This is a genomic window from Nocardia sp. NBC_01730, assembly GCF_035920445.1.
Classification (GTDB): domain Bacteria; phylum Actinomycetota; class Actinomycetes; order Mycobacteriales; family Mycobacteriaceae; genus Nocardia.
Map to the genome: position 1 here is coordinate 5053111 of NZ_CP109162.1, position 19146 is coordinate 5072256.

At 67.5% G+C, this 19146-nt stretch carries 19 protein-coding genes and 1 pseudogene; 12 read left to right on the forward strand and 8 right to left on the reverse strand.

Going from position 1 to position 19146, the window contains the following annotated elements; all coding sequences use genetic code 11:
- Positions 1 to 144: 144 nt before the first annotated feature.
- Entirely contained in the window at positions 145 to 1599 is a 1455-nt protein-coding gene (locus tag OHB12_RS20715; protein ID WP_327110240.1) for an NAD-dependent succinate-semialdehyde dehydrogenase, read from the reverse strand.
- Between the two features lie 208 nt (positions 1600 to 1807).
- On the opposite strand from OHB12_RS20715, the gene pgi reads away from it, so the two are divergent.
- Positions 1808 to 3445, forward strand: a complete 1638-nt coding sequence (pgi, locus tag OHB12_RS20720; RefSeq protein ID WP_327110241.1) for a glucose-6-phosphate isomerase — start codon at positions 1808 to 1810, stop codon at positions 3443 to 3445.
- Positions 3446 to 3505: 60 nt separating this feature from the next.
- On the opposite strand, the gene OHB12_RS20725 is transcribed toward pgi, so the two are convergent.
- The 4 genes and pseudogenes from OHB12_RS20725 to OHB12_RS36405 form a co-directional block, all read right to left on the reverse strand.
- The gene (locus tag OHB12_RS20725; RefSeq protein ID WP_442799822.1) at positions 3506 to 4189 is read right to left on the reverse strand and encodes a nucleoside/nucleotide kinase family protein; all 684 of its coding nucleotides are present in this window, start codon (positions 4187 to 4189) and stop codon (positions 3506 to 3508) included.
- Positions 4190 to 4290: 101 nt separating this feature from the next.
- On the reverse strand, positions 4291 to 4422 hold the full coding sequence (locus tag OHB12_RS20730) for a hypothetical protein (protein ID WP_327110243.1): 132 nt from the start codon (positions 4420 to 4422) through the stop codon (positions 4291 to 4293).
- 113 nt (positions 4423 to 4535) lie between these two features.
- Positions 4536 to 4751 carry a hypothetical protein gene (locus OHB12_RS20735; protein ID WP_327110244.1) on the reverse strand — a complete coding sequence of 72 codons (216 nt, stop codon included), beginning with the start codon at positions 4749 to 4751 and terminating at the stop codon, positions 4536 to 4538.
- Positions 4752 to 4859: 108 nt separating this feature from the next.
- A pseudogene (locus OHB12_RS36405) lies at positions 4860 to 4970 on the reverse strand (helix-turn-helix domain-containing protein); the annotation flags it as partial.
- A gap of 535 nt (positions 4971 to 5505) precedes the next feature.
- On the opposite strand from OHB12_RS36405, the gene OHB12_RS20740 reads away from it, so the two are divergent.
- From OHB12_RS20740 to OHB12_RS20765, 6 genes are all read left to right on the forward strand, one after another.
- On the forward strand, positions 5506 to 7920 hold the full coding sequence (locus OHB12_RS20740; protein WP_327110245.1) for a sensor histidine kinase: 2415 nt from the start codon (positions 5506 to 5508) through the stop codon (positions 7918 to 7920).
- Positions 7913 to 8344, forward strand: a complete 432-nt coding sequence (locus OHB12_RS20745) for a roadblock/LC7 domain-containing protein (protein ID WP_327110246.1) — start codon at positions 7913 to 7915, stop codon at positions 8342 to 8344. Before OHB12_RS20740 ends, OHB12_RS20745 begins: the two co-directional genes overlap by 8 nt.
- A 6-nt stretch (positions 8345 to 8350) precedes the next feature.
- Positions 8351 to 8725 carry a DUF742 domain-containing protein gene (locus tag OHB12_RS20750; protein ID WP_327110247.1) on the forward strand — a complete coding sequence of 125 codons (375 nt, stop codon included), beginning with the start codon at positions 8351 to 8353 and terminating at the stop codon, positions 8723 to 8725.
- The gene (locus OHB12_RS20755) at positions 8706 to 9314 is read left to right on the forward strand and encodes a GTP-binding protein (RefSeq protein ID WP_442799823.1); all 609 of its coding nucleotides are present in this window, start codon (positions 8706 to 8708) and stop codon (positions 9312 to 9314) included. Before OHB12_RS20750 ends, OHB12_RS20755 begins: the two co-directional genes overlap by 20 nt.
- A gap of 8 nt (positions 9315 to 9322) precedes the next feature.
- On the forward strand, positions 9323 to 10510 hold the full coding sequence (locus OHB12_RS20760) for an aminoglycoside phosphotransferase family protein (protein ID WP_327110249.1): 1188 nt from the start codon (positions 9323 to 9325) through the stop codon (positions 10508 to 10510).
- Between the two features lie 137 nt (positions 10511 to 10647).
- Positions 10648 to 11052 carry a nuclear transport factor 2 family protein gene (locus tag OHB12_RS20765; protein ID WP_327110250.1) on the forward strand — a complete coding sequence of 135 codons (405 nt, stop codon included), beginning with the start codon at positions 10648 to 10650 and terminating at the stop codon, positions 11050 to 11052.
- 184 nt (positions 11053 to 11236) lie between these two features.
- On the opposite strand, the gene OHB12_RS20770 is transcribed toward OHB12_RS20765, so the two are convergent.
- Both OHB12_RS20770 and OHB12_RS20775 read right to left on the reverse strand, forming a co-directional pair.
- Positions 11237 to 12856: an acyl-CoA dehydrogenase family protein gene (locus OHB12_RS20770; RefSeq protein WP_327110251.1), complete on the reverse strand. Its 1620-nt coding sequence runs from the start codon at positions 12854 to 12856 to the stop codon at positions 11237 to 11239.
- On the reverse strand, positions 12843 to 13493 hold the full coding sequence (locus OHB12_RS20775) for a TetR/AcrR family transcriptional regulator (protein WP_327110252.1): 651 nt from the start codon (positions 13491 to 13493) through the stop codon (positions 12843 to 12845). Before OHB12_RS20775 ends, OHB12_RS20770 begins: the two co-directional genes overlap by 14 nt.
- Positions 13494 to 13558: 65 nt before the next feature.
- Between OHB12_RS20775 and OHB12_RS20780 the strand changes: the two genes are divergently transcribed.
- From OHB12_RS20780 to OHB12_RS20790, 3 genes are all read left to right on the forward strand, one after another.
- Entirely contained in the window at positions 13559 to 14320 is a 762-nt protein-coding gene (locus tag OHB12_RS20780; RefSeq protein ID WP_327110253.1) for a crotonase/enoyl-CoA hydratase family protein, read from the forward strand.
- Positions 14321 to 14325: 5 nt separating this feature from the next.
- Positions 14326 to 15570 (forward strand): hypothetical protein, encoded by a 1245-nt coding sequence (locus OHB12_RS20785; protein WP_327110254.1) that lies wholly within the window; start codon positions 14326 to 14328, stop codon positions 15568 to 15570.
- Positions 15571 to 15815: 245 nt separating this feature from the next.
- Positions 15816 to 16520: an MspA family porin gene (locus OHB12_RS20790; protein WP_327110255.1), complete on the forward strand. Its 705-nt coding sequence runs from the start codon at positions 15816 to 15818 to the stop codon at positions 16518 to 16520.
- Between the two features lie 216 nt (positions 16521 to 16736).
- Here OHB12_RS20790 and OHB12_RS20795 read toward each other — a convergent pair whose 3' ends face one another.
- Positions 16737 to 17429 (reverse strand): pyridoxamine 5'-phosphate oxidase family protein, encoded by a 693-nt coding sequence (locus tag OHB12_RS20795; RefSeq protein ID WP_327110256.1) that lies wholly within the window; start codon positions 17427 to 17429, stop codon positions 16737 to 16739.
- 67 nt (positions 17430 to 17496) lie between these two features.
- On the opposite strand from OHB12_RS20795, the gene pdxR reads away from it, so the two are divergent.
- Together pdxR and OHB12_RS20805 are read left to right on the forward strand one after the other, a co-directional pair.
- A complete protein-coding gene (gene pdxR / locus OHB12_RS20800) occupies positions 17497 to 18897 on the forward strand; it encodes a MocR-like pyridoxine biosynthesis transcription factor PdxR (RefSeq protein ID WP_327110257.1) in 1401 nt (466 codons plus the stop codon).
- Entirely contained in the window at positions 18894 to 19139 is a 246-nt protein-coding gene (locus OHB12_RS20805) for a DUF2630 family protein (protein WP_327110258.1), read from the forward strand. The genes pdxR and OHB12_RS20805 overlap by 4 nt, the downstream gene beginning before the upstream one ends.
- Positions 19140 to 19146: the final 7 nt, after the last annotated feature.

The window sequence follows — 19146 nt, forward strand, 5'->3', positions numbered from 1 at the left end:
GTGTCAGTCGGTGCTGACAGGCTCGCGGTGAGCAGGGCGGCGCAGGCTGAGACCGACAGGACCGACAGGACCGACAGGACCAGAGCCGAGCTACCGCCCGGGTGGTCGCGCCCCGTGCGCAGCACCACCCGGGCGGTAGCGCGCTCAGGTGAGGGCGATGTACTTGGTGGACAGATACTCCTCGATGCCCTCGGTTCCGCCCTCCCGGCCGAAACCGGACTCCTTGACACCGCCGAAGGGCGCGGCGGTGTCGGAGATGACACCGCGGTTGACGCCTACCATGCCGGATTCCAGGCCCTCGGCGATCCGGAGAGCGCGGTCGAGGTCGCGGGTGTAGACGTAGCTGACCAGGCCGAATTCGGTGTCGTTCGCGGCGGCGAGACCCTCCTCCTCGGTCTCGAAGCCGATGATCGGGGCGACCGGGCCGAATACCTCCTCGCGCAGGATCCTGGCCTGCGCCGGGACCTCGCTGAGGATGGTGGCCGGGTAGAACCAGCCGGGCCCGCCGGGTGCCTTGCCGCCGATGCGCACCCGTGCGCCCGCCGCGACGGCGTCGTCGACCAACTCGCTGACCGTATTGAGCTGGTCCTCGTTGATCAGCGGGCCGAGCGTCGTGTCCGGGTCGGAGCCAGGCCCGAGGGTCACGCTGCTGGACATCGCCTCGACGAACTTGGTGGTGAACTCCTCGAGGACACCGTTCTGCACATGGAAGCGGTTGGCCGCGGTACACGCCTCGCCGCCGTTGCGCAGCTTCGCCAGCATCGCGCCCTGCACGGCGGCATCGACGTCGGCGTCGTCGAACACCACGAACGGAGCGTTGCCGCCGAGCTCCATCGAGGTGCGCAGCAGTCCGTTCGCCGACTTCTCCACCAGCTTCTTGCCGACATCGGTGGAGCCGGTGAAGGTCAGTTTGCGCAGCCGGGGATCGTCCAGCAGCGGCTGGGTCACCGCGCTCGATCGGCTGGATGTGATCACCGACAGCACGCCGTCAGGCAGACCGGCCTCGCCGCACAGCTTCGCCAGCAGCAGCATGGTCAGCGGCGTGGCCGACGCGGGCTTCACGATCATCGTGCAGCCCGCGGCCAGTGCGGGGCCGATCTTGCGCGTCCCCATGGCCAGCGGGAAGTTCCACGGTGTGATCGCCAGGCACGGGCCCACCGGCTGCTTGTGCACCACGATGCGGCCACTTCCGGACGGCGCGTGCAGGTAGCGCCCGTGCACGCGCACGGCCTCCTCGCTGAACCACCGGAAGAACTCGGCGCCGTAGCGCACCTCATTGCGGCTCTCCGGCAGCGCCTTGCCCATCTCCAGGGTCATCAGCAGTGCGAACTCCTCCGCGCGCGCGGTGATCTGCTCGAACACCTTCCGCAGGATCTCCGCCCGCTCCCGCGCGGGCGTGGCCGCCCACTCGGCCTGCACCGCGACGGCCGCGTCAAGAGCACGCACGGCGTCTTCCGGTGTCGCGTCCGCGACCTGCGTCAGCACCTCCCCGGTCGCCGGATTGTGCACCGGAAACGTGACTGCGCCGGTGGCGTCGACGGGTCCGCCGATCCACAGTTGCGTTGGTACAGATTCGAGAACTTCACGTTCGGACACCATGGGGCCAGACTATGCCGCTCCTCCGGCGCACACCGTTGATCGCACAGCCGACGCCCGAACCTCGGCGCGCCCGGGATTCGTCACCTGTTCGGCTTCGCACGGCACGGCCGCCGAACAGCAGGGCAGCACAGGGCATCGCGCTCCATCGCCACCCGCTCAGCGAACATTTCCGTGCGCACAGCGGAGCCTGCTTGTAACCTCGGCGGACGTGAGCAGCGACATCACCGCGACGGCGGCATGGCGGAAACTGCACGATCACCACGGCGCCGTCGCCGGACGACACCTCAGGGAGTTCTTCGCCGACGATCCCGCCCGTGGAAGCGAGCTGACCGTCCAGGTGGGGGACCTGCACATCGACTACAGCAAGCACAGGGTGACCAGGGAGACCCTGCACCTGCTCGTCGAATTGGCGCGCGAGGCGGGCGTGCCCGAGCGCAGGGACGCGATGTACCGCGGCGACCACATCAACACCTCCGAGGACCGAGCGGTCGGCCACGTCGCGCTGCGGCTGCCGGAAGGCGAGACCGTGACCATAGACGGCGCCGACGCGGGCGCCGAGGTGCACGACGTGCTGCGGCGAATGGGCGATTTCACCGACGCGCTGCGCTCCGGCGAGTGGCGGGGCGCGACCGGCGAGCGCATCGCGACGGTGGTCAACATCGGCATCGGCGGTTCGGATCTGGGGCCGGTGATGGTGCACCAGGCGCTGCGGCACTACGCCGACGCAGGCATCGACGCACGGTTCGTCTCGAACGTCGACCCCGCCGACCTGGTCGCGAAACTCGACGGGCTCGACCAGGCGACAACGCTGTTCATCGTGGCCTCCAAGACCTTCTCCACACTGGAGACGCTGACCAACGCGACCGCGGCCCGGCGCTGGCTGGTCGCGGCACTCGGCGAGGACGCCGTCCCCAAACACTTCGTCGCGGTCTCCACCAACGCCGAGCGGGTGGTGGAGTTCGGCATCGACACCGCGAACATGTTCGGCTTCTGGGACTGGGTCGGCGGCCGCTACTCGGTGGACTCGGCTATCGGCCTTTCGGTGATGGCGACCATCGGCAAGGAGCGCTTCGCGGAGTTTCTCGCCGGAATGCACACCGTGGACCGGCATTTCGCGTCGGCGCCGCTGGAGGCGAACGCGCCGGTGCTGCTCGGCCTGCTCGGTGTCTGGTACTCGAACTTCTTCGGCGCGGAATCCCGTGCTGTGCTGCCGTATTCGAACGATCTGGCCCGCTTTTCCGCCTACCTGCAACAGCTGACCATGGAGTCCAACGGCAAGTCGGTGCGCGCCGATGGCACCCCGGTCACCACCTCGACCGGCGAGATCTTCTGGGGCGAATCGGGAACCAACGGCCAGCACGCCTTCTACCAGCTGTTGCACCAGGGCACCCGCCTCATCCCGGCCGACTTCATCGGGTTCGCCCGTCCCACCGACGATCTGGCTACCCGCGACGGCACCGGCAGCATGCACGACATCCTGATGAGCAACCTGTTCGCGCAGACCAAGGTGCTCGCGTTCGGCAAGACCGCCGAGGAAATCGCCGCGGAAGGCACCGACCCGAAGGTGGTGCCGCACAAGGTGATGCCGGGCAATCGTCCGACGACCACCATTCTCGCGCCGCGGCTCACGCCGTCGGTCGTAGGGCAGCTCATCGCCCTCTACGAGCACCAGGTCTTCGTCGAAGGCGCGATCTGGGGCATCGACAGCTTCGACCAGTGGGGCGTGGAACTCGGCAAGCAGCAGGCGCTTGCCCTCGCTCCGCTGCTTACCGCGGCGGAAGACCCGGCGTCGCAGGGCGACTCGTCTACCGACGCACTCATCCGCTGGTACCGCGCACACCGCTGACAACGGATCGCGCGGAGTGGCGCACCCGCGATCCGCGGCTGCGCGGGGTGTGTAGAGCGGTCAGCGCTCGGCGACCGTGTAGCACCCCGCGTGCTCGCGCAGCACCAGATCGGCGCGTGCCATTGTGGTCGCGATCAGGTCCGCGTTGCGCAGATCGCTCTCGTGCACCTTCGTTATCGCCGCCGCACGCGTGCGGCCACCACGAATGTGCCTGCTGAGCAGGCGATCCTCGATCAGTGGCCGCGGCGCGTCCAGGTACCAACATTCGTCGAGCAATGTCCGTACCGCCGACCACCTCCGGCCCTCGAAGTCGTCCAGCAGCAGGTAGTTGCCTTCGGTGAGCACGATGGACTGCCGGTCGAACACCACACCGCCGGGTACCGGCGCATCGATCCTCCGGTCGAACGTCGGCCAGGCGACCGGCTCGCCGAGCGGCGTGGTCCGCAAACGGCGCAGGCCCGCGAGATACCCCGCGACGTCGAAGGTATCCGGTTCCCCTTTGCGCGCAAGACTTCCCGCCGCGCGCAACATGGCGTTGGGCAAGTGGTAGCCGTCCATGGGCGCTATCTCGGCGACGGCCGCCCCCACCTCGGCGTCGATCGCGTTCCGCAGTAAACCGGCCAGCGTCGACTTGCCCGCCCCTGGTGGACCCGCGATCCCGACCAGATACCGTCCGCTCCCAGCCCGGCCCGATACTCGCCGCACCAACCAGTCCAACGATCGCTCCACAAACTCCCCGGCCACCACCATCACCCTACCGCCCGGTGAGCGGCACAGGGACAAGCCGTTTCATGCACCACGCCGTGGGCTTCGGCCGGGTAGGGGCCCCGAGCAGGGTCGTGATATCAGCCGGGCGGCGTAATCTCTTCTGCCTGCTGGACCCCTGCCTCTACGTACTTGGTCATCTCGCGCACCAGACGTGTCTTGCTCGGGCGTCCGACACCGCTGGGGAACAACAGGTCATCGAGAATTCCCATGGCCATAACCAGCGCAATGGTGCAGGAGCCTGCCATTTCGAGGTCGATGTGTCCGAGGCCGCGCGCATCGGCTTCCGTCGCGGCGAATTCGACCAGACTCCGGATACCGTCGCTCAGTAGGCCCGCCTCGCCGATCTCCGAATTCCGAACCGGTTCGCGGCCGCGAGTGCGAAGAGGAGATCACGGTTCGCCAGCACGAAATCGTAGAGACCGCTGACGAATCGCGCGCCCACCTCCGCATTGGACAGTCGCGCGTCGGGGTGTTTCCAGTCGTTGAGAAAGTCTTCGATGAGGCCGCGGTACGGCTCGCGCACCTCCTCGAACAGCACCTCTTTGCCTCCGAACCTCTTTGCCTCCGAACCTCTTTGCCTCCGAACCTCTTTGCCTCCGAACCTCTTTGCCTCCGAACCTCTTTGCCTCCGAACCTCTTTGCCTCCGAAATAGCGATAGAGAAGTGCCTCGCTGACCCCGGCGAGGTGTGCGATCTCGCGCAGGCTTGTGCCGTGGTATCCCTTGCTGCCGAAAAGTTTTCGAGCACTGCGAACTATCGCGCCGCGAGCTTCGCCTCACGGGTGGCGCTGGATGGTGGCACTCACATCTCCAGTCAAGCAGATCTCGTACGTCGACACTTTTCGAGATGCGGCTGACAATGACCGCTGGCAGTTGTCTTGACTACGCTCCGTCGCACTCAGTAGTTTGTGACAGTCTCAACTACCCAGCGGTGGGCCTTCGTCACCTCATGGCCACCGCTCTTCGAACAGTCTGCGAGCCATCAGTGCCGAACGCCGAGAAAGGCATCCACGGCAATCCGGCACCAGCACGCAGGCACTATCCTCGCCCGCCGATTGCCGGCCCGGCGCGACGAGGGTACCCGGTCCGCCGAAGGGGCATCTGTTACCCAGCAGTGGGCGATCGTGAACAAGCAAGTAACACAGCGGATCGAGGAACAGCATTGATTCTCCAGGCGCGGCCGGTTGTACGCCGAGCAGACCCGCCACTGCACAGTGATCGTGGCCGGCTCCACGTGGCTGAACTCGGTGCAGCGCATACGAGCCGAGCGCTCACGCAGGGCTGCGGGGTGCTGTGAAAGTCGGATTCCACGCGGGCGCTCAGCGGCTCGGCTTCCGCCGAATCATGCCACGGCCCAGATCGATTCGCGCGCGCGTTCTCGCCATCGTGCTCATCCCCAGCCTTGCCCTCGTCATCACCGGCACGACGTTCGCCGGCTTGCAAATCAGTGAGGGTGTCTCGGCGCGGGACTGGTCCAAGAACTTGAGCGTCCAGGTCGATCCTGCGGTCGGGCTCGTTACCGCGGCGCAGAACGAGCGAACATATAGTCTCCTGACTATCGGCGATGACCCGCAGGCATCGGCAGACCTGCCGACGAAGCGGAATGAAACCGACGCCGCCCTGAAGAAAATCGCTGATATCGCTCCCGTGCTGGAGAAGCTCAATCCCGAGGCGACAGCAAAGTCCTCCCCTATCTTCCGGGCAATGGCCGCACAGCAATCAGCGGTCCGCAACGCGGTTGATACCCGGCAGGCTACCGCCGCCGAGATCGACGACTTCTACACCCAGCTCGCCGGTGTCGTCGCGATCGGACTCGAGAGCACTGCCCGTACCTCCCCGAATCCTGACACGGTCGCCGAGGAGATCGCGGCGGCCGACTTGATGCGGATAACCGATGTGCACACTCGCGGGGTCGGACGCGCCGCGGGAATATTGGTGGGCGGAAGCGTTCTCAGCCCGCCCGACCGGCTGATCTATGCCCGGTCGGTCGGTGCTCTGCACAGCCAGCTCGACGCGGCGGTGCAGCAGCTGACCGCCGCTGAAAAGGCAAGATACGAGAAGCTCATCGCAAGTAGCGAATGGCGTTCGACGGTGTCCGCCGAGGACGTTCTGGCGCAGACCGGCAGACTTCCGATGCCGGTGGACGAGTGGCTTGCCGCGCAGGGCAAAGTCAGTGCCGAGCTGCGGGGTTTGGCAGGTGATCACTTTCGCTACGCCGAGCACGGGACGGTGGAATCCGCCGAAGCACAGCTCGCGCAAGGGATCGCGGCCGGTATCGCCATGCTGGTGGTCGCTGTCGTCTCGTTCGTCATCGCCATTCAGTTGGCCCGTACGCTGGTCCGGCGGTTGCGTTCGCTGCGTGCCAAGACCTTGGAGTTGGCCGACCAGGCGCTGCCCTCGATGGTGCAGCGACTGAGCGAGGGGCATCAGGTCGATGTCGACGCCGAATTGGTGATCGTCGACGACGGCGTCGACGAGATCGGGCAGGTCGCGGAGGCGTTCAACACGGCACAGCGGACCGCGGTCGCCGCGGCCGCGGCCGAGGCGCGGACCCGGGGCGGAATCAACCGGGTCTTCATGGACATCGCCCGCCGCAGCCAGGTCGTGGTCCATCAGCAACTCGGCGTCCTCGATACGGCGGAGGCAAAGCAGAACGATCCCGAACATCTCGAGCTGTTGTTTCAGCTCGATCACCTGGCCACCCGCGCTCGCCGCAACGCTGAGAATCTGTTGATCCTCGGCGGCGGCCAACCAGGCCGCAAGTGGCGCAAGCCGGTGACGCTCGAGGAGATCGTCCGGAGCGCGATCTCCGAAACCCGAGACTTCACCAGGGTCAGCGCGGTGCGGCTGCCTGAGGTCCGAGTGGTGGGCGCCGCGGTCGCCGACGTGGTCCACCTGCTGGCCGAACTGATCGACAACGCGGCCGCGTTCTCACCGCCGGATTCACCGGTGTCGGTCCGGGGAAACCTCGTCGGTAAAGGGGTGGTGGTCGAAGTCGAGGATCAAGGACTCGGCATCCATTTCGAGGAGCGGGAGCGCCTCAACGAACTCCTGCGCGAGTCACCCGACTTCCAGGAAATGGCCTTGGCAGGGCACCGCCATCTGGGTTTGTTCGTCATCGGGCAGCTGGCCCAGCGGCACGGCATCGCGGTGAATCTCCTGGAGTCGGCGTACGGCGGGATCAAGGCGATCGCGCTGATACCCGCCAAGCTGCTCGATAGCGCCGAGGGAACTGGTCCGCGGACTGCCGAAAGCAGCCCGGTCGACGTCCGGTCCGGTGGCAGACACCATCGCCCGCCGTTCACTCCGCAATCCGTCGCAGACCCGGTGCCGAGGATGGCGGGGAACGATTTCCGCCAACTGCCGCCCTGGCCTGCGGAGCCCGCCATCGTCGCGGCATTGCCGTCGACCCCGCTTCCTGCTGGTAGCGGCGGACCCGAATCGGTTGGGGCGGTGGATCGTCCGTCGTCGACAACCCGGCGCACGAAGGCGCCGCTGCCGCGGCGGCAGCGTCAGAGCCACCTCGCACCGCAACTGCGGGTGGAGAACGCCGAACCGCCGAACTCGGTGTCGTCTACCCGGACGCCGCGGCGGCGAAGTCCGGACGAAGCGCGCAATGCGATGGCTTCGTTCCAGCGGGGAACACGTGAGGGGCGAAACTCGGATGTCAGTCCCATAGATGGAAACGGATGGTCGAGAAATGAATGATCACACAGGCCCCGGCATCACTGGGCGCGGGCTGGATTGGCTGCTCGACGAGCTGGTGAACCGATTGGCGGGGGCCGAAAAGGCAGTCGTACTGTCCGCCGACGGACTGGTGGTCGCGCGTTCGAAAGATCTGACGAGGGAGGACGCCGAGCATCTCGCCGCGATGGCGTCCGCCTTCGGCAGCCTGTCTCGCGGTGTCGGCAAACAGTTCGGCAAAGGACTTGTGCAACAGACTGTCGTGGAACTCGAGTACGGCTATCTGGTGGTGACCGAAGCCGGCGAGGGTGCCTGCCTGGCGTTGCTGGCCTCGGAGCATGCCGATCTCGGAATGGTGGCCTACGAGATGAACGTGATCGTGCAGCAGGTCGGTGCCAGCTTATCCGCGACTCCGAGGGCAGCGACGGACGCTTCGGCGGCGCGCTGACGCACCATGACATACGACGACGGCTCGTGGTTCGACGAAGACCCCGGCCCCTTGGTTCGCCCTTTCGCGGTGACACGGGGGCGCGCCGGGCGGGATATGCACAACCTCGACATCATCACGCTGGTCGTCGCGATCCGGCCGGAGACCGAGGCAGCGACATTGGATCGGGAATACGGAGACATTTTGCGGATGTGCCAGGGACGGCCCTTGACGATCGCCGAGATCGCCGCCGGACTGAACCTCCTGCTGGCGGCGGTCAAGGTGCTTGTCAGCGATCTGATCAGCTCGGGGCACCTGATCTTCAGATCCCCGACCAAGTCCGTCGATCGTCCCGACGTCCAGCTGCTGCAGGCGGTGCTCGATGGTGTTCGCAACATCTGACAGTCTCGGCGTGCCCGAGATTCACGAGGTACAGGCAGTCAAGCTCCTGGTCGCCGGAGGGTTCGGTGTCGGAAAGACGACGATGGTTGGCTCGGTCAGCGAAATTCCGCCGCTGCGCACCGAAGAGCGACTGTCGGACATCGGCGCTGTGGTGGACGATCTGACCGGTGTCGAATCCAAGACGACAACCACGGTCGCACTCGACTTCGGCAGGATCACACTCAACCCGCGCGTGGTGCTGTACCTGTTCGGCACGCCGGGGCAGGACCGGTTCTGGTTCATGTGGCAAGAGCTGTCGGTCGGCGTGCTCGGCGCGGTTGTCCTGGCAGACACACGGCGGATGCAGGACAGCTTCGCCGCGGTGGACTTCTTCGAGTCCCGTGACATCCCCTTCATCGTCGGGGTGAACTGCTTCGACGGGGCAGACATCTACGACGAAGACGAGGTCCGCGGTGCCCTGGACATCGCCCCTCATGTCCCGGTGCAACTATGCGATGTCCGAGACCGGGATTCGGCCAAGCTCGTCCTGGTCCGTCTGGTCGAGCATCTGATGGCTCTCGCGACGGCCGACGTCGACCAAAGGAACTGAGACTCGCCATGAGTAAATTGACCAAGACACGTGTGCTCGGGATCGCCGGGCGAATCGCGACGCATGCCATCCGGGAGCGATTGCTGCCGACTCGGCCGACCGCGTTGACAGAGGTTCCCCGATCGCCCGAGTTCCTCACCACCGAGTGGCTCACCCATGCATTGTGCAGTGCTGTGCCGGGCGCCGAAGTATCGAGTTTTACGCTTGGCAGCGGAAGTGATGGCTCCACCAGCCGTCGCGCCGTAACGATCGAGTACAACGCCGCCGGATCCGCCGCCGGACTCCCTGTCGATGTGTTCACGAAGTCCACACCGACTTTCCGGTCTCGCCTGGTGACGGGTCCGACCGGGGCGGCAGCCTCGGAGGCATTGTTCTACAACGTGATCCGTCCCGACTTGGACATCGAGGCGCCGTCAGGATATTTCGCCGGTGTCGACACCAGGTCCGGCAGGTCTATGTTCCTGCTGGAGGATGTGTCGAAAACCCGCGGGTGCACGTTCGGAGATCCGACAACGATGTCTATCGATCGCGCGAAGGCGGAGGATATCGTCCGGCTGCTCGGTACGGTGCACGGAACGTTCTGGCAGAGCCCACGATTCGATTCCGACCTCAGGGAAATCAAAGACGCCGAAACGTGGCAGCTGGACGTGAATCGGCTGATTCGCTTCCGCACCCGCAGCGTGGTGGGCGTCAACCGTGCCGCCGATGTCAGTCCGCCGGAATTTCTCGCGCGGCGAAACGAGCTGTGGCCTGCGTTTCTCCGCTCACTCGAGTTGCACAACCACGGTCCGGCCACGCTGCTGCATTCGGACGTGCACTCACGGAACTGGTACATCAACGGCGACGGGCGGATGGGCCTGTACGACTGGCAGTGCATCACCAAGGGCCACTGGGGTCTCGATGTCGCCTATGCGCTGACCTCGGCACTCACCGTCGAGGATCGCCGGGCGTGGGAGAAGGACCTGCTGGGGATCTATGCCGATCAGCTGGCCACGTCGGGCGGCCCGGCACTGTCACTGGACGAGGTGTGGCTCGGATATCGGCAGCAGTTGTTCCACGGGCTGTTCTTCTGGCTGTTGACGCTCGGTGTCGGCGCGCTGGAGCCGGCCATGCAGCCCGAGGCGGTATCACGGGCGAATCTCGAGCGCATGACGCATGCGGTGATAGATCTCGAGTCACTCGACAGTCTGTCCTGACGGCCGACTTCGTCTGGCGGCCGCCTCCAGGACCACGCGCAGGCCGACGACGGTGAAGTCACTCATGCGAGCTACTCATACCACCCATGCGAGACTTTCGCTTCTCGCATGGGTGGCGCGGCGCTAGGGTCGTCGACGTGAGTGTGATCGAGAACAAGAAGCTGCTCGAAGGCATCTTCGAGCAGATGTCCCACGGCAATACCCGCGCCATGGGCGACGCGATGGCCGACGACTTCCGCTGGGTGTTCCCCGGCGACTGGTCGTGGACCGGCATATGGGAGCCGAAATCCGTTGTGCTACAGCAACTCCTGCGCCCACTCATGGCGCAGTTCACCGAATACCGCTGTGCGGCCGACGTGATCGTCGCGGAGGGTGACCGGGTGGTTGTGCAGGCGCGCGGCTACGGCGTCACCACCCGCGGCGAAACCTATGACCAGACCTACTGTTTCGTCTTTCGGGTCGCCGACGGCCAGCTGAAAGAAGTGGTCGAGCACTGCGACACCGCGCTGGTCGAACGAGTGCTCGACCCGCCGACCGCCTGAGCGACCGCCCCGGTCGAACGAACGCTCGACACCGCACGAGTTCGCGGACGACCAACCCCACCGACCTGCCGCATCAGACAAAACCGAGACCGCACGAGTACGCCACGGCCACCCGAGCGGCTGCCGCATCAGACAAACACTCGACGGCGCACACCCGGTAGGCCCGCTCGAGCGGCCGGTCGGATCAGACGAATGCTCGCTCGATGATGGCGCCGGTGTCCACCCCGGTGGGCAGCGTGCCGAACGCGATGCCCCAATCGTCGCCGAGCCGAGTGGCGCAGAAGGCGTCGGCGACGGCCGGGTGGCCGTGCCGGACCAGTTGCGCGCCCTGCAGCACCAGCGCCATCAACTCGACGATGCGCCGCGCGCGGTATTGGATGTCGCTCAGGTCGGACAGTTCCTTGCCGATCCGGGCGATCGCATCGTCCAGGCGCGGGTGCGCACCCTTCGCGAGCGACACCTCGTTGAAGTACGCCTCGACGGTCTCGGGCTGACGACCCATGGCACGCAAGGCATCCAGCGCCGCGACGTTACCGGAACCTTCCCAGATGGACATCACCGGCGCCTCACGGTACAGCCGCGGCATCCCGGAATCCTCGGCATATCCGTTGCCGCCGAAGCATTCCAGCGCCTCGGCGGCGTGCGCGGGCGCTCGCTTGCACACCCAGTATTTGGTGACCGCCAACGCGATTCGCCGCAGCGCCGCCTCGGCCGGGTCCTGCGTGGCCCGGTCGGTGGCACCGGCCAGCCGCATCATCACGGTGGTCGCGGCGTCCGATTCGATCACCAGGTCGGCCAGCACGTTACGCATGGCGGGCTGGTCGATCAGCTCGGCGCCGAACGCTTCCCGGTGCCTGGCATGGTGGACGGCGTACACCGCGCCGACCCGCATGCCGGTTGCCGAGCCGATCACGCAGTCCAGCCTGGTCATGTTCACCATCTCGATGATGGTCTTGACACCGGCGCCCTCCGCGCCGACCAACCAGCCGGTGGCGTTCTCGTACTCGATCTCCGCGGAGGCGTTGGACTTGTTGCCGAGCTTGTCCTTGAGCCGCTGGATCCGGAGGGGATTGCGAGTGCCGTCCGGCAGCACCCGGGGCAGCAGGAAACAGGACAGGCCGCCGGGCGCCTGCGCCAGCGTGAGGAACAGGTCCGACATGGGCGCGGAGGTGAACCACTTGTGCCCGACGATGCGGTACGTGCCGTCCGGCCGCGGGGTCGCGGTGGTGGTGTTGGCACGGACGTCCGAGCCGCCCTGCTTCTCGGTCATCGACATGCCCGCGATGAGCCCGGCTTTGGTGGACGGCTCACGCAGGCCGAACTCGTAGATCCGGGAGCCGAGCAGCGGTTCGTATTTCGCCGCGAGGTCCGGGTTGTGCCGCAGCGCGGGCACCACCGCATAGGTCATCGAGATCGGGCACATGTGGCCCGCGTCGGCGACGCCCCAGGTGTAGAACTTCGCCGCGCGCGCGACATGCGTGCCCGGCCGGTCGTCCAGCCAGGGTGAGCCGTGCAGGCCGTGTTCGACGGCGACTCGCATCAGGTTGTGCCAGTGCGGATGGAACTCGACCTCGTCGATCCGGTTGCCGTAGCGATCATGGGTGCGCAGCACCGGCGGGTACTCGTTGGCCAGCCTGCCCCACTCCTGCGCCTCGGCGCCACCCGCGAGCGCGCCGAGTTCTCGGACCTCCGGTTCGGCCCAGCCCGCACCTTCCCGGTGCAATCCCTCGATCAGCGACGGGTTCCGCGAGACGTCGAAGGGAACGATGTCGGGCACCTGGTTGAAGACTTCATGCGTCTGCATCTGCCACTCCTGATTCCAGCTGAGCGCCGTCGACGCCCTGGTCGGCGCGCACACCCAGCGCGCGTATCGCGAAAGCGATGAGTTCGGGGACGACGGATTCCCCGTGCGGTGCGTCCGCGAGCGGGCCGACCAGCACCTCGCCGATCGCGCCGACCAGGGCCGCCGCGCTGATCCTCGGGTCCTGGGGCGGCAGTTCGCCTCGCGAAACCCCCTCGGCCACAGCGGATTCGAACACTTCGGCGAATGCGTGCCGGAAGGTCAGCCGTTCGCTGTCGACGACGGTGTCGACCGGTTCGGCCAGCAGCACGTAGGCCAGTTTCGGATTCTTCAACGCACGACCGGCGAAGGTCTCGACCGCCGCGGTCACCCGCTCGACGGCGGTTCCGTGCGCGCCCGCCTCGGCCACCGCGGCTACCTCGCGGCGGACAACCTTGCGGAAGACCGCGCTCACCAGATCGGCCTTGCCGTCGAAATTCTTGTAGACGGTCCCGGTGGCCACTCCGGCCTCGGCCGCGACCGCCGCCATGGAGAGCGCGGCGTACCCACCGCGGGACAGCACCCTGGTCGCGGCGTGCACGATCAGCCCCGCCTGCGCGTCCAAGCGGGCCTGCACGGCGGGGGTTCTGCGGTAGGCCACACAAGAAGTGAACCATGGATTCATTTCTTCACACAAGGGCGCTTTTACGACGTATGGTCGAGCACGTGACCGTACTGATCCAACGCAACGGGCCCGTGACCACCGTGATCCTGCACCGTCCCGAGGCACGCAACGCGGTCGACGGACCGACCGCCGCCGCGCTGGCCGACGCCTTCCGCGCGTTCGACGCCGACCCAGACGCGGCCGTAGCCGTGCTGTGGGGCGACGGCGGCACCTTCTGCGCGGGCGCCGACTTGAAGGGACTGGGCACCGAGCGCTCCAACCAGGTCACCGAGGACGGCGACGGCCCGATGGGACCGACCCGCATGCGACTGTCCAAACCGGTGATCGCAGCGGTCTCCGGGTTCGCGGTGGCGGGCGGGCTCGAGCTCGCGCTGTGGTGCGACCTGCGCGTCGCCGAGCAGGACAGCACCTTCGGCGTATTCTGCCGCCGCTGGGGCGTCCCGCTGATCGACGGTGGCACCGTCCGGCTGCCGCGCATCGTCGGCACCGGCCGCGCGATGGACATGGTGCTCACCGGACGTCCCGTCGGTGCCGACGAGGCGCTGCGGATGGGACTGGTGAACCGCGTGGTGCCCACCGGCGAAGCCCGCAGTGCCGCGGAAGAAATCGCCGCGGAACTGGCCGCGCTACCGCAAGCCTGCCTGCGCTCGGACCGCATGTCGCTGCTCGAGCAGGACGGGATGGGCGAGGAGACAGCGCTGCGCAACGAGTTCCGGCACGGCCTGACGGCGCTGGCCGACGGCGCGCTGGAGGGTGCACAGCGGTTCGCGAACGGTGCGGGCCGGCACGGCGGTCGCGACTGAGCCCGATGGGCCGCCTGAGCGTCGTCGACGAGATATTTCTCCGCACCCACCGCGGGCTGGGCACCCCGGTCGCCCTGCAGGGCCTGTGGCGCACGGCCGACGTCGTGGACCCGGCACTGCTGGCACGGGTCCACGATGCCTTGCGCTCGGGGCCGTTGGGACGCAGGGTGGTCCGGCCGCGCGTGGCAGGGGCTCGCCGATCCTGGCGACCGAACGTCCGCGCGCATCCGATCGCTCGCGCCGATGGCGTCCTCCCGGTCGCGGAACTACTCGACTGGGCCGACTCGCAGGGCGACCAGCTCGATCCGGAATACGGTCCCGGATGGCGGCTTTCGACGGCCACATTGGACGACGGCGGTTCGGTCGTCTCCCTTGCGTGCTCCCATGCGCTGGCCGACGGACGGGCACTCGCGCTCGCCGTGGACGACGCGCTGGGCGGCGCCCGTGCTCAGCCACCGAACCCCGCTGTGCTGGACTCGGATTGGTCCGACGCACAGCGCCAATGGTCAATCGTTCTGCGCGGCACCGCCGCGGCGCTGCGTCGCGGGATACCGCGCAGGCCCGCCGCCAGGAACCGGCCCGAGGAGCCGTGCACCATCGGCGGGTCGACGACGCACAGTGCGATCCTGCAATGCTCCGCCGCCGAGTGGGATCGCGCCGCCGCGACGAGCGGCGGCACGGCCAACAGCCTGTTCATCCATCTTGTCGCGACCATGCTCTGGGACAGCGGGTTTCCGAACGAGACGATCGAAGCCAGCCTGCCCGTCGACACCCGCGACGAGCCACGCGTCGACAACGATCTCGCCATGACGCAGATCGAGATCGGCCGAGCCGACACCCCCGCGACGATCCGCACATCGGCTCGTTCGGCCTACGAGCGCCGCATGTCCGCGCCGGGCGACATGCCCGAGGAACTGCTCCAAGTGGTCCCCGACCGCTTGGCCTACGCACTGTCCGAAGGCGCGGGCGAACGAGACATCCTGTGCTCCAACATCGGAACGCTGCCCGCCTCCTTACGCACGCTCGGCCCGCACCGCTGCACCGGGGTTGCCGCCCGCGCCATCCACCCCGGCCTGACCACCGCGCAGCTGCCGCGCACTCGCCTCTCCGGTTACCTGTGCCGCATCGGCGACGACTACGTGCTGAGCCTGGTGAGCATCGACCCGGCGCGCATCGAATCCGCTGCCGCGCTGGGCGAGCTGGCGGTGCGGACGGCGGCGGCGACCGGGCTGCGGACTCGTGCGTGGTGAGTTCGTCGACTCCGATCTGGTATGAAGTCAGACGGTTTGCCCGCCATTCGCGAAAATCGACGCGACGCCTACGACGACCGCAAGCCGGTTACGTCGGCCGACTCGCCGCGCCTGCCCGATCACCGCTCTGAGCTGCACCGGACGGTAGAGTTCGGAGCCGAAACGCCGAGAGAATCCTCGACGATCGTTGGTGCGCGGGTCCGTTTGCGCATGAAATTCGGTTTCGATCGCTACTCGACTGGAGCATGATGAACCGCAGGCATTCGCGTACTTTGGCCGCGATCACCGCGGTGGTGGTGGCCGCCACCGGCGCCGTCGCCGATACCGCAGCCGGAGCGGCGCCGGGTGAGGTCAAATCTGGTGGACTGCACCTGATCGCGTCGGTGGATTCCAATAATGTCGTCCCCGCAGGTGATATCGCACTCGGCATCCCATTCGTGCATGCGGTGAAGGTGTCCGGAGACTTCTCGGTCGCCCTCGAAGGAGCTTCACCAGTACGCTTCGGGCAGATCGTCGCCGGGTACCTGATCGGCTGCGCCGTGGACGTCGCCAACGGTATCTCGATAGGTATCGCCCCGAGCGTCGCCGTCGGCGCCTCGATCTCGCCCACCTTCGGCACCAGCTTCAACCTCAATCTGGCGATAGACGCTCCGCCCAGCATCAGCCTCGGTGCCGCCGTCGCCGTGTCACCCAGCGTCGGTGTCGAAGCGGGCCTCACCGGTGAGCTCGCGGTGAATCTGGCCCCGGGCTCGGTGACCGCGGCGGTGATCGGCACAGCGCTGCTGGACGAAACCGCGACATTCCCATACACCTTCGCGCACACCAATACGCCGCTGAGTATCAATGGATGCCTTTCACCGGCCTCGGCCATGCCGTTCGTCACCGTCCGCGCCGACAGCACCAGCAGCACCGTCCAAACGACGGGCTACGGGACCTCATTCGGGTTCTGAAGCGACCCCGAACAGGGTTCTCGGGCGCCCTGCGGCAGCGTGCCATGGGGGCGGCGTGGCGGAAAGAGTACGTCCGCACGGTGCGTCACGATGATGAAATGCGAAGAGAACTCGATCCTCCCCTGAATCTTCCGCCCGGCTCCATATCTGTGCGCCACGCAGCAGTCGTTGGTCGCTGACGAGCCGAAGCTTGCTCACCACGCCCGAGCCCGCCGGTCAGTGCACCGGGACCAAGCCAGGTGCGGCGCGCTGGCGGACGTCATCCGGGACGGCGACGCCGGGCGCGAGATCGTCGGAGTCGATCGGCGCGTCCCACACTCGGCGCACCGGAAGCACACCGGCCCAGACCCCGCCCACCTCGATATCGGCCGCGTCGTCCTTGGGGCCGCCAGTGCGGATCTTCACCGACGCCTCGGTGAGATCTAGGGCGAGAACCATCGTCGCGGCGAGTTCTTTCTTGTTCGGTGGCCGGACCCGCGACCAGGCGCCCGGCGCGGCGTGTTCGACAACCCTCCGCAGCCCGTGCAGCCGCTCGGCGGGATCGGTCACTTCGACGGCGCGGCCGAGCACCACCGCGGAGCGGTAGTTCATCGAGAAGTGCATGGCCGACCGCGCGTAGATGACGCCGTCGACCAGGGTCACCGCCACCGAGATGTCGTTCGCGACCGCCGCGCGCAGGTTCCCTGCGCCGGTCGAACCGTGCAGGTAGAGCGTGTCGCCGTCGCGTCCGTAGGCGGTCGGCAGCACCACCGGCGTGCCACCGAGCAGCACACCGAGGTGGCAGATCAGCCCGGCGTCGAGCACGGCGTCCAGGTCGGCCCGCTCGGTCCGTGCGCGATCGGTCAACCGGGTCGGTGTGCTGCGCGGTGTCGGAGAGAGCGGAGTCCGGGAGCCGGCTGGTTCAGTCATATGCCCAGCATGGGTTCACAAGTGGCATTATTGAAGTGCCAATTCAGCGAAATTGTAAGAGTCCACTTTGCGGAGGTGCACGGTGCTGGACGAACTGCCCCTCGACCTGGATCGCGATCGGCCGGAACCACTGTCCGTGCAGGTCGCCGCCGGGCTGCGGCATGCGGCGACCACCGGCCTGCTGCACAGTGGCGACCGGCTGCCGTCGTCCCGCGCGCTGGCCGGTCGGCTCGGCGTGAGCCGCACCGTAGTGGCTGCCGCCTACGACCAGCTGCACGCGGAGGGCTGGATCAGCGGCAAACTCGGCTCCGGTACCTACCTGACCACCGCACCGGCCGCCGTGCCCGTGCGCGCCGCCGAACCCGGCGGGACGGACGCCGAGCGGCATCTGTTCGACCTCGGCCCCGGCGCCCCGTGCACCGAGACCATCGATCCGGCCGCGTGGCGCCGTGCCTGGCGCGCCGCCGCCGACCATTCCCCGCTGGTGCGCAAGGACCGCGCGGGCGAACCGGAATTCCGCACGGCGGTCACCGCACACCTGCTGCGCCACCGCGGTCTCGGCGCGGGCAGCGACACGGTGCTGCTCGCCACCGCCGGAACCAGTTCCGCCGTCGGCGAATTGGCCGCCGCCCTGCTGCGTCCCGGTGCTGCCGTCGCCATGGAGGACCCCGGCTACCAGCGAGCGGCGGGAGCGTTCGCCGCGGCAGGAGTTCGCGTCCTCCCGGTTCCGGTGGATGCGCACGGCCTACGGGTCGACCTGCTGCCCGCGGAGGCTGAGGCCGTGTATTGCACACCGGCACACCAGTTTCCGCTCGGCGCGCGGATGCCGGCGGCTCGCCGGGTCGATCTGGTCGAGCACGCCAGACGATCCGGGATCTTCGTCATCGAAGACGACTACGACGGCGAATTGCGCTATGACACCGCGCCGCTGCCGCTGCTCGCCGCCATGGCTCCGGATGTCGCCGTCCACCTCGGCACGACGAGCAAGATCCTGTCCCCGAGCCTCGGCGTCGGGTGGCTGCTGGCCGCACCGGAGATCGCGGCGGCGGTGCTCGACTACCGGGAGCGCACCGGCACCGGCCCGAGCCCCGCGGGCCAGCGCGTGCTCGCTGCCTTCGCCGCGCATGGCGATCTGGCCAGGCACCTGCGCAGATTGCGCCGCGCGCTGCCGCCGCGCCGCGCACTCATCGTGACCGAGCTGCGCCGCCGCGGGCTCGGCGTCGTCGGCGACGACGCCGGTTCCCACGTCGTCGTCCCGGTGGATTCAGCGGAGACCGAGGAGCGCGCCGTCGCGGCGGGACAGGCGCGCGGCGTCGCGCTCGACGGCTTGGCCAGGCATCACCTGGGGCCACACCGCGACCACTTCGGCGTCGCGCTCGGCTACACCGCACTGTCCTGGTCGGACCTGGTTGCCGCCGTCCCGATCGCCGCCGAGTGCCTCGCTCGGCCCGTAGCATGGTCCGCATGAGCGAACAGGACATCTTGGCGCGCATCAAGGAACTGGTCGACCAGGAACACCAGCTGCGCTCGCAGGCCACTCGCGGTCAGCTGGATCCGAAGACCGAACGGCAGCGTCTAGCCGAGCTCGAGGTGCTGCTGGATCAGGCATGGGACCTGCTGCGGCATCGCAGGGCCCGGGTCGACCTGGGCGAGTCCGCGGACGGCGTGCAAGCCAATTCCGTCTCGCAGGTCGAGGGCTACCTGCAGTAGCGGCCGC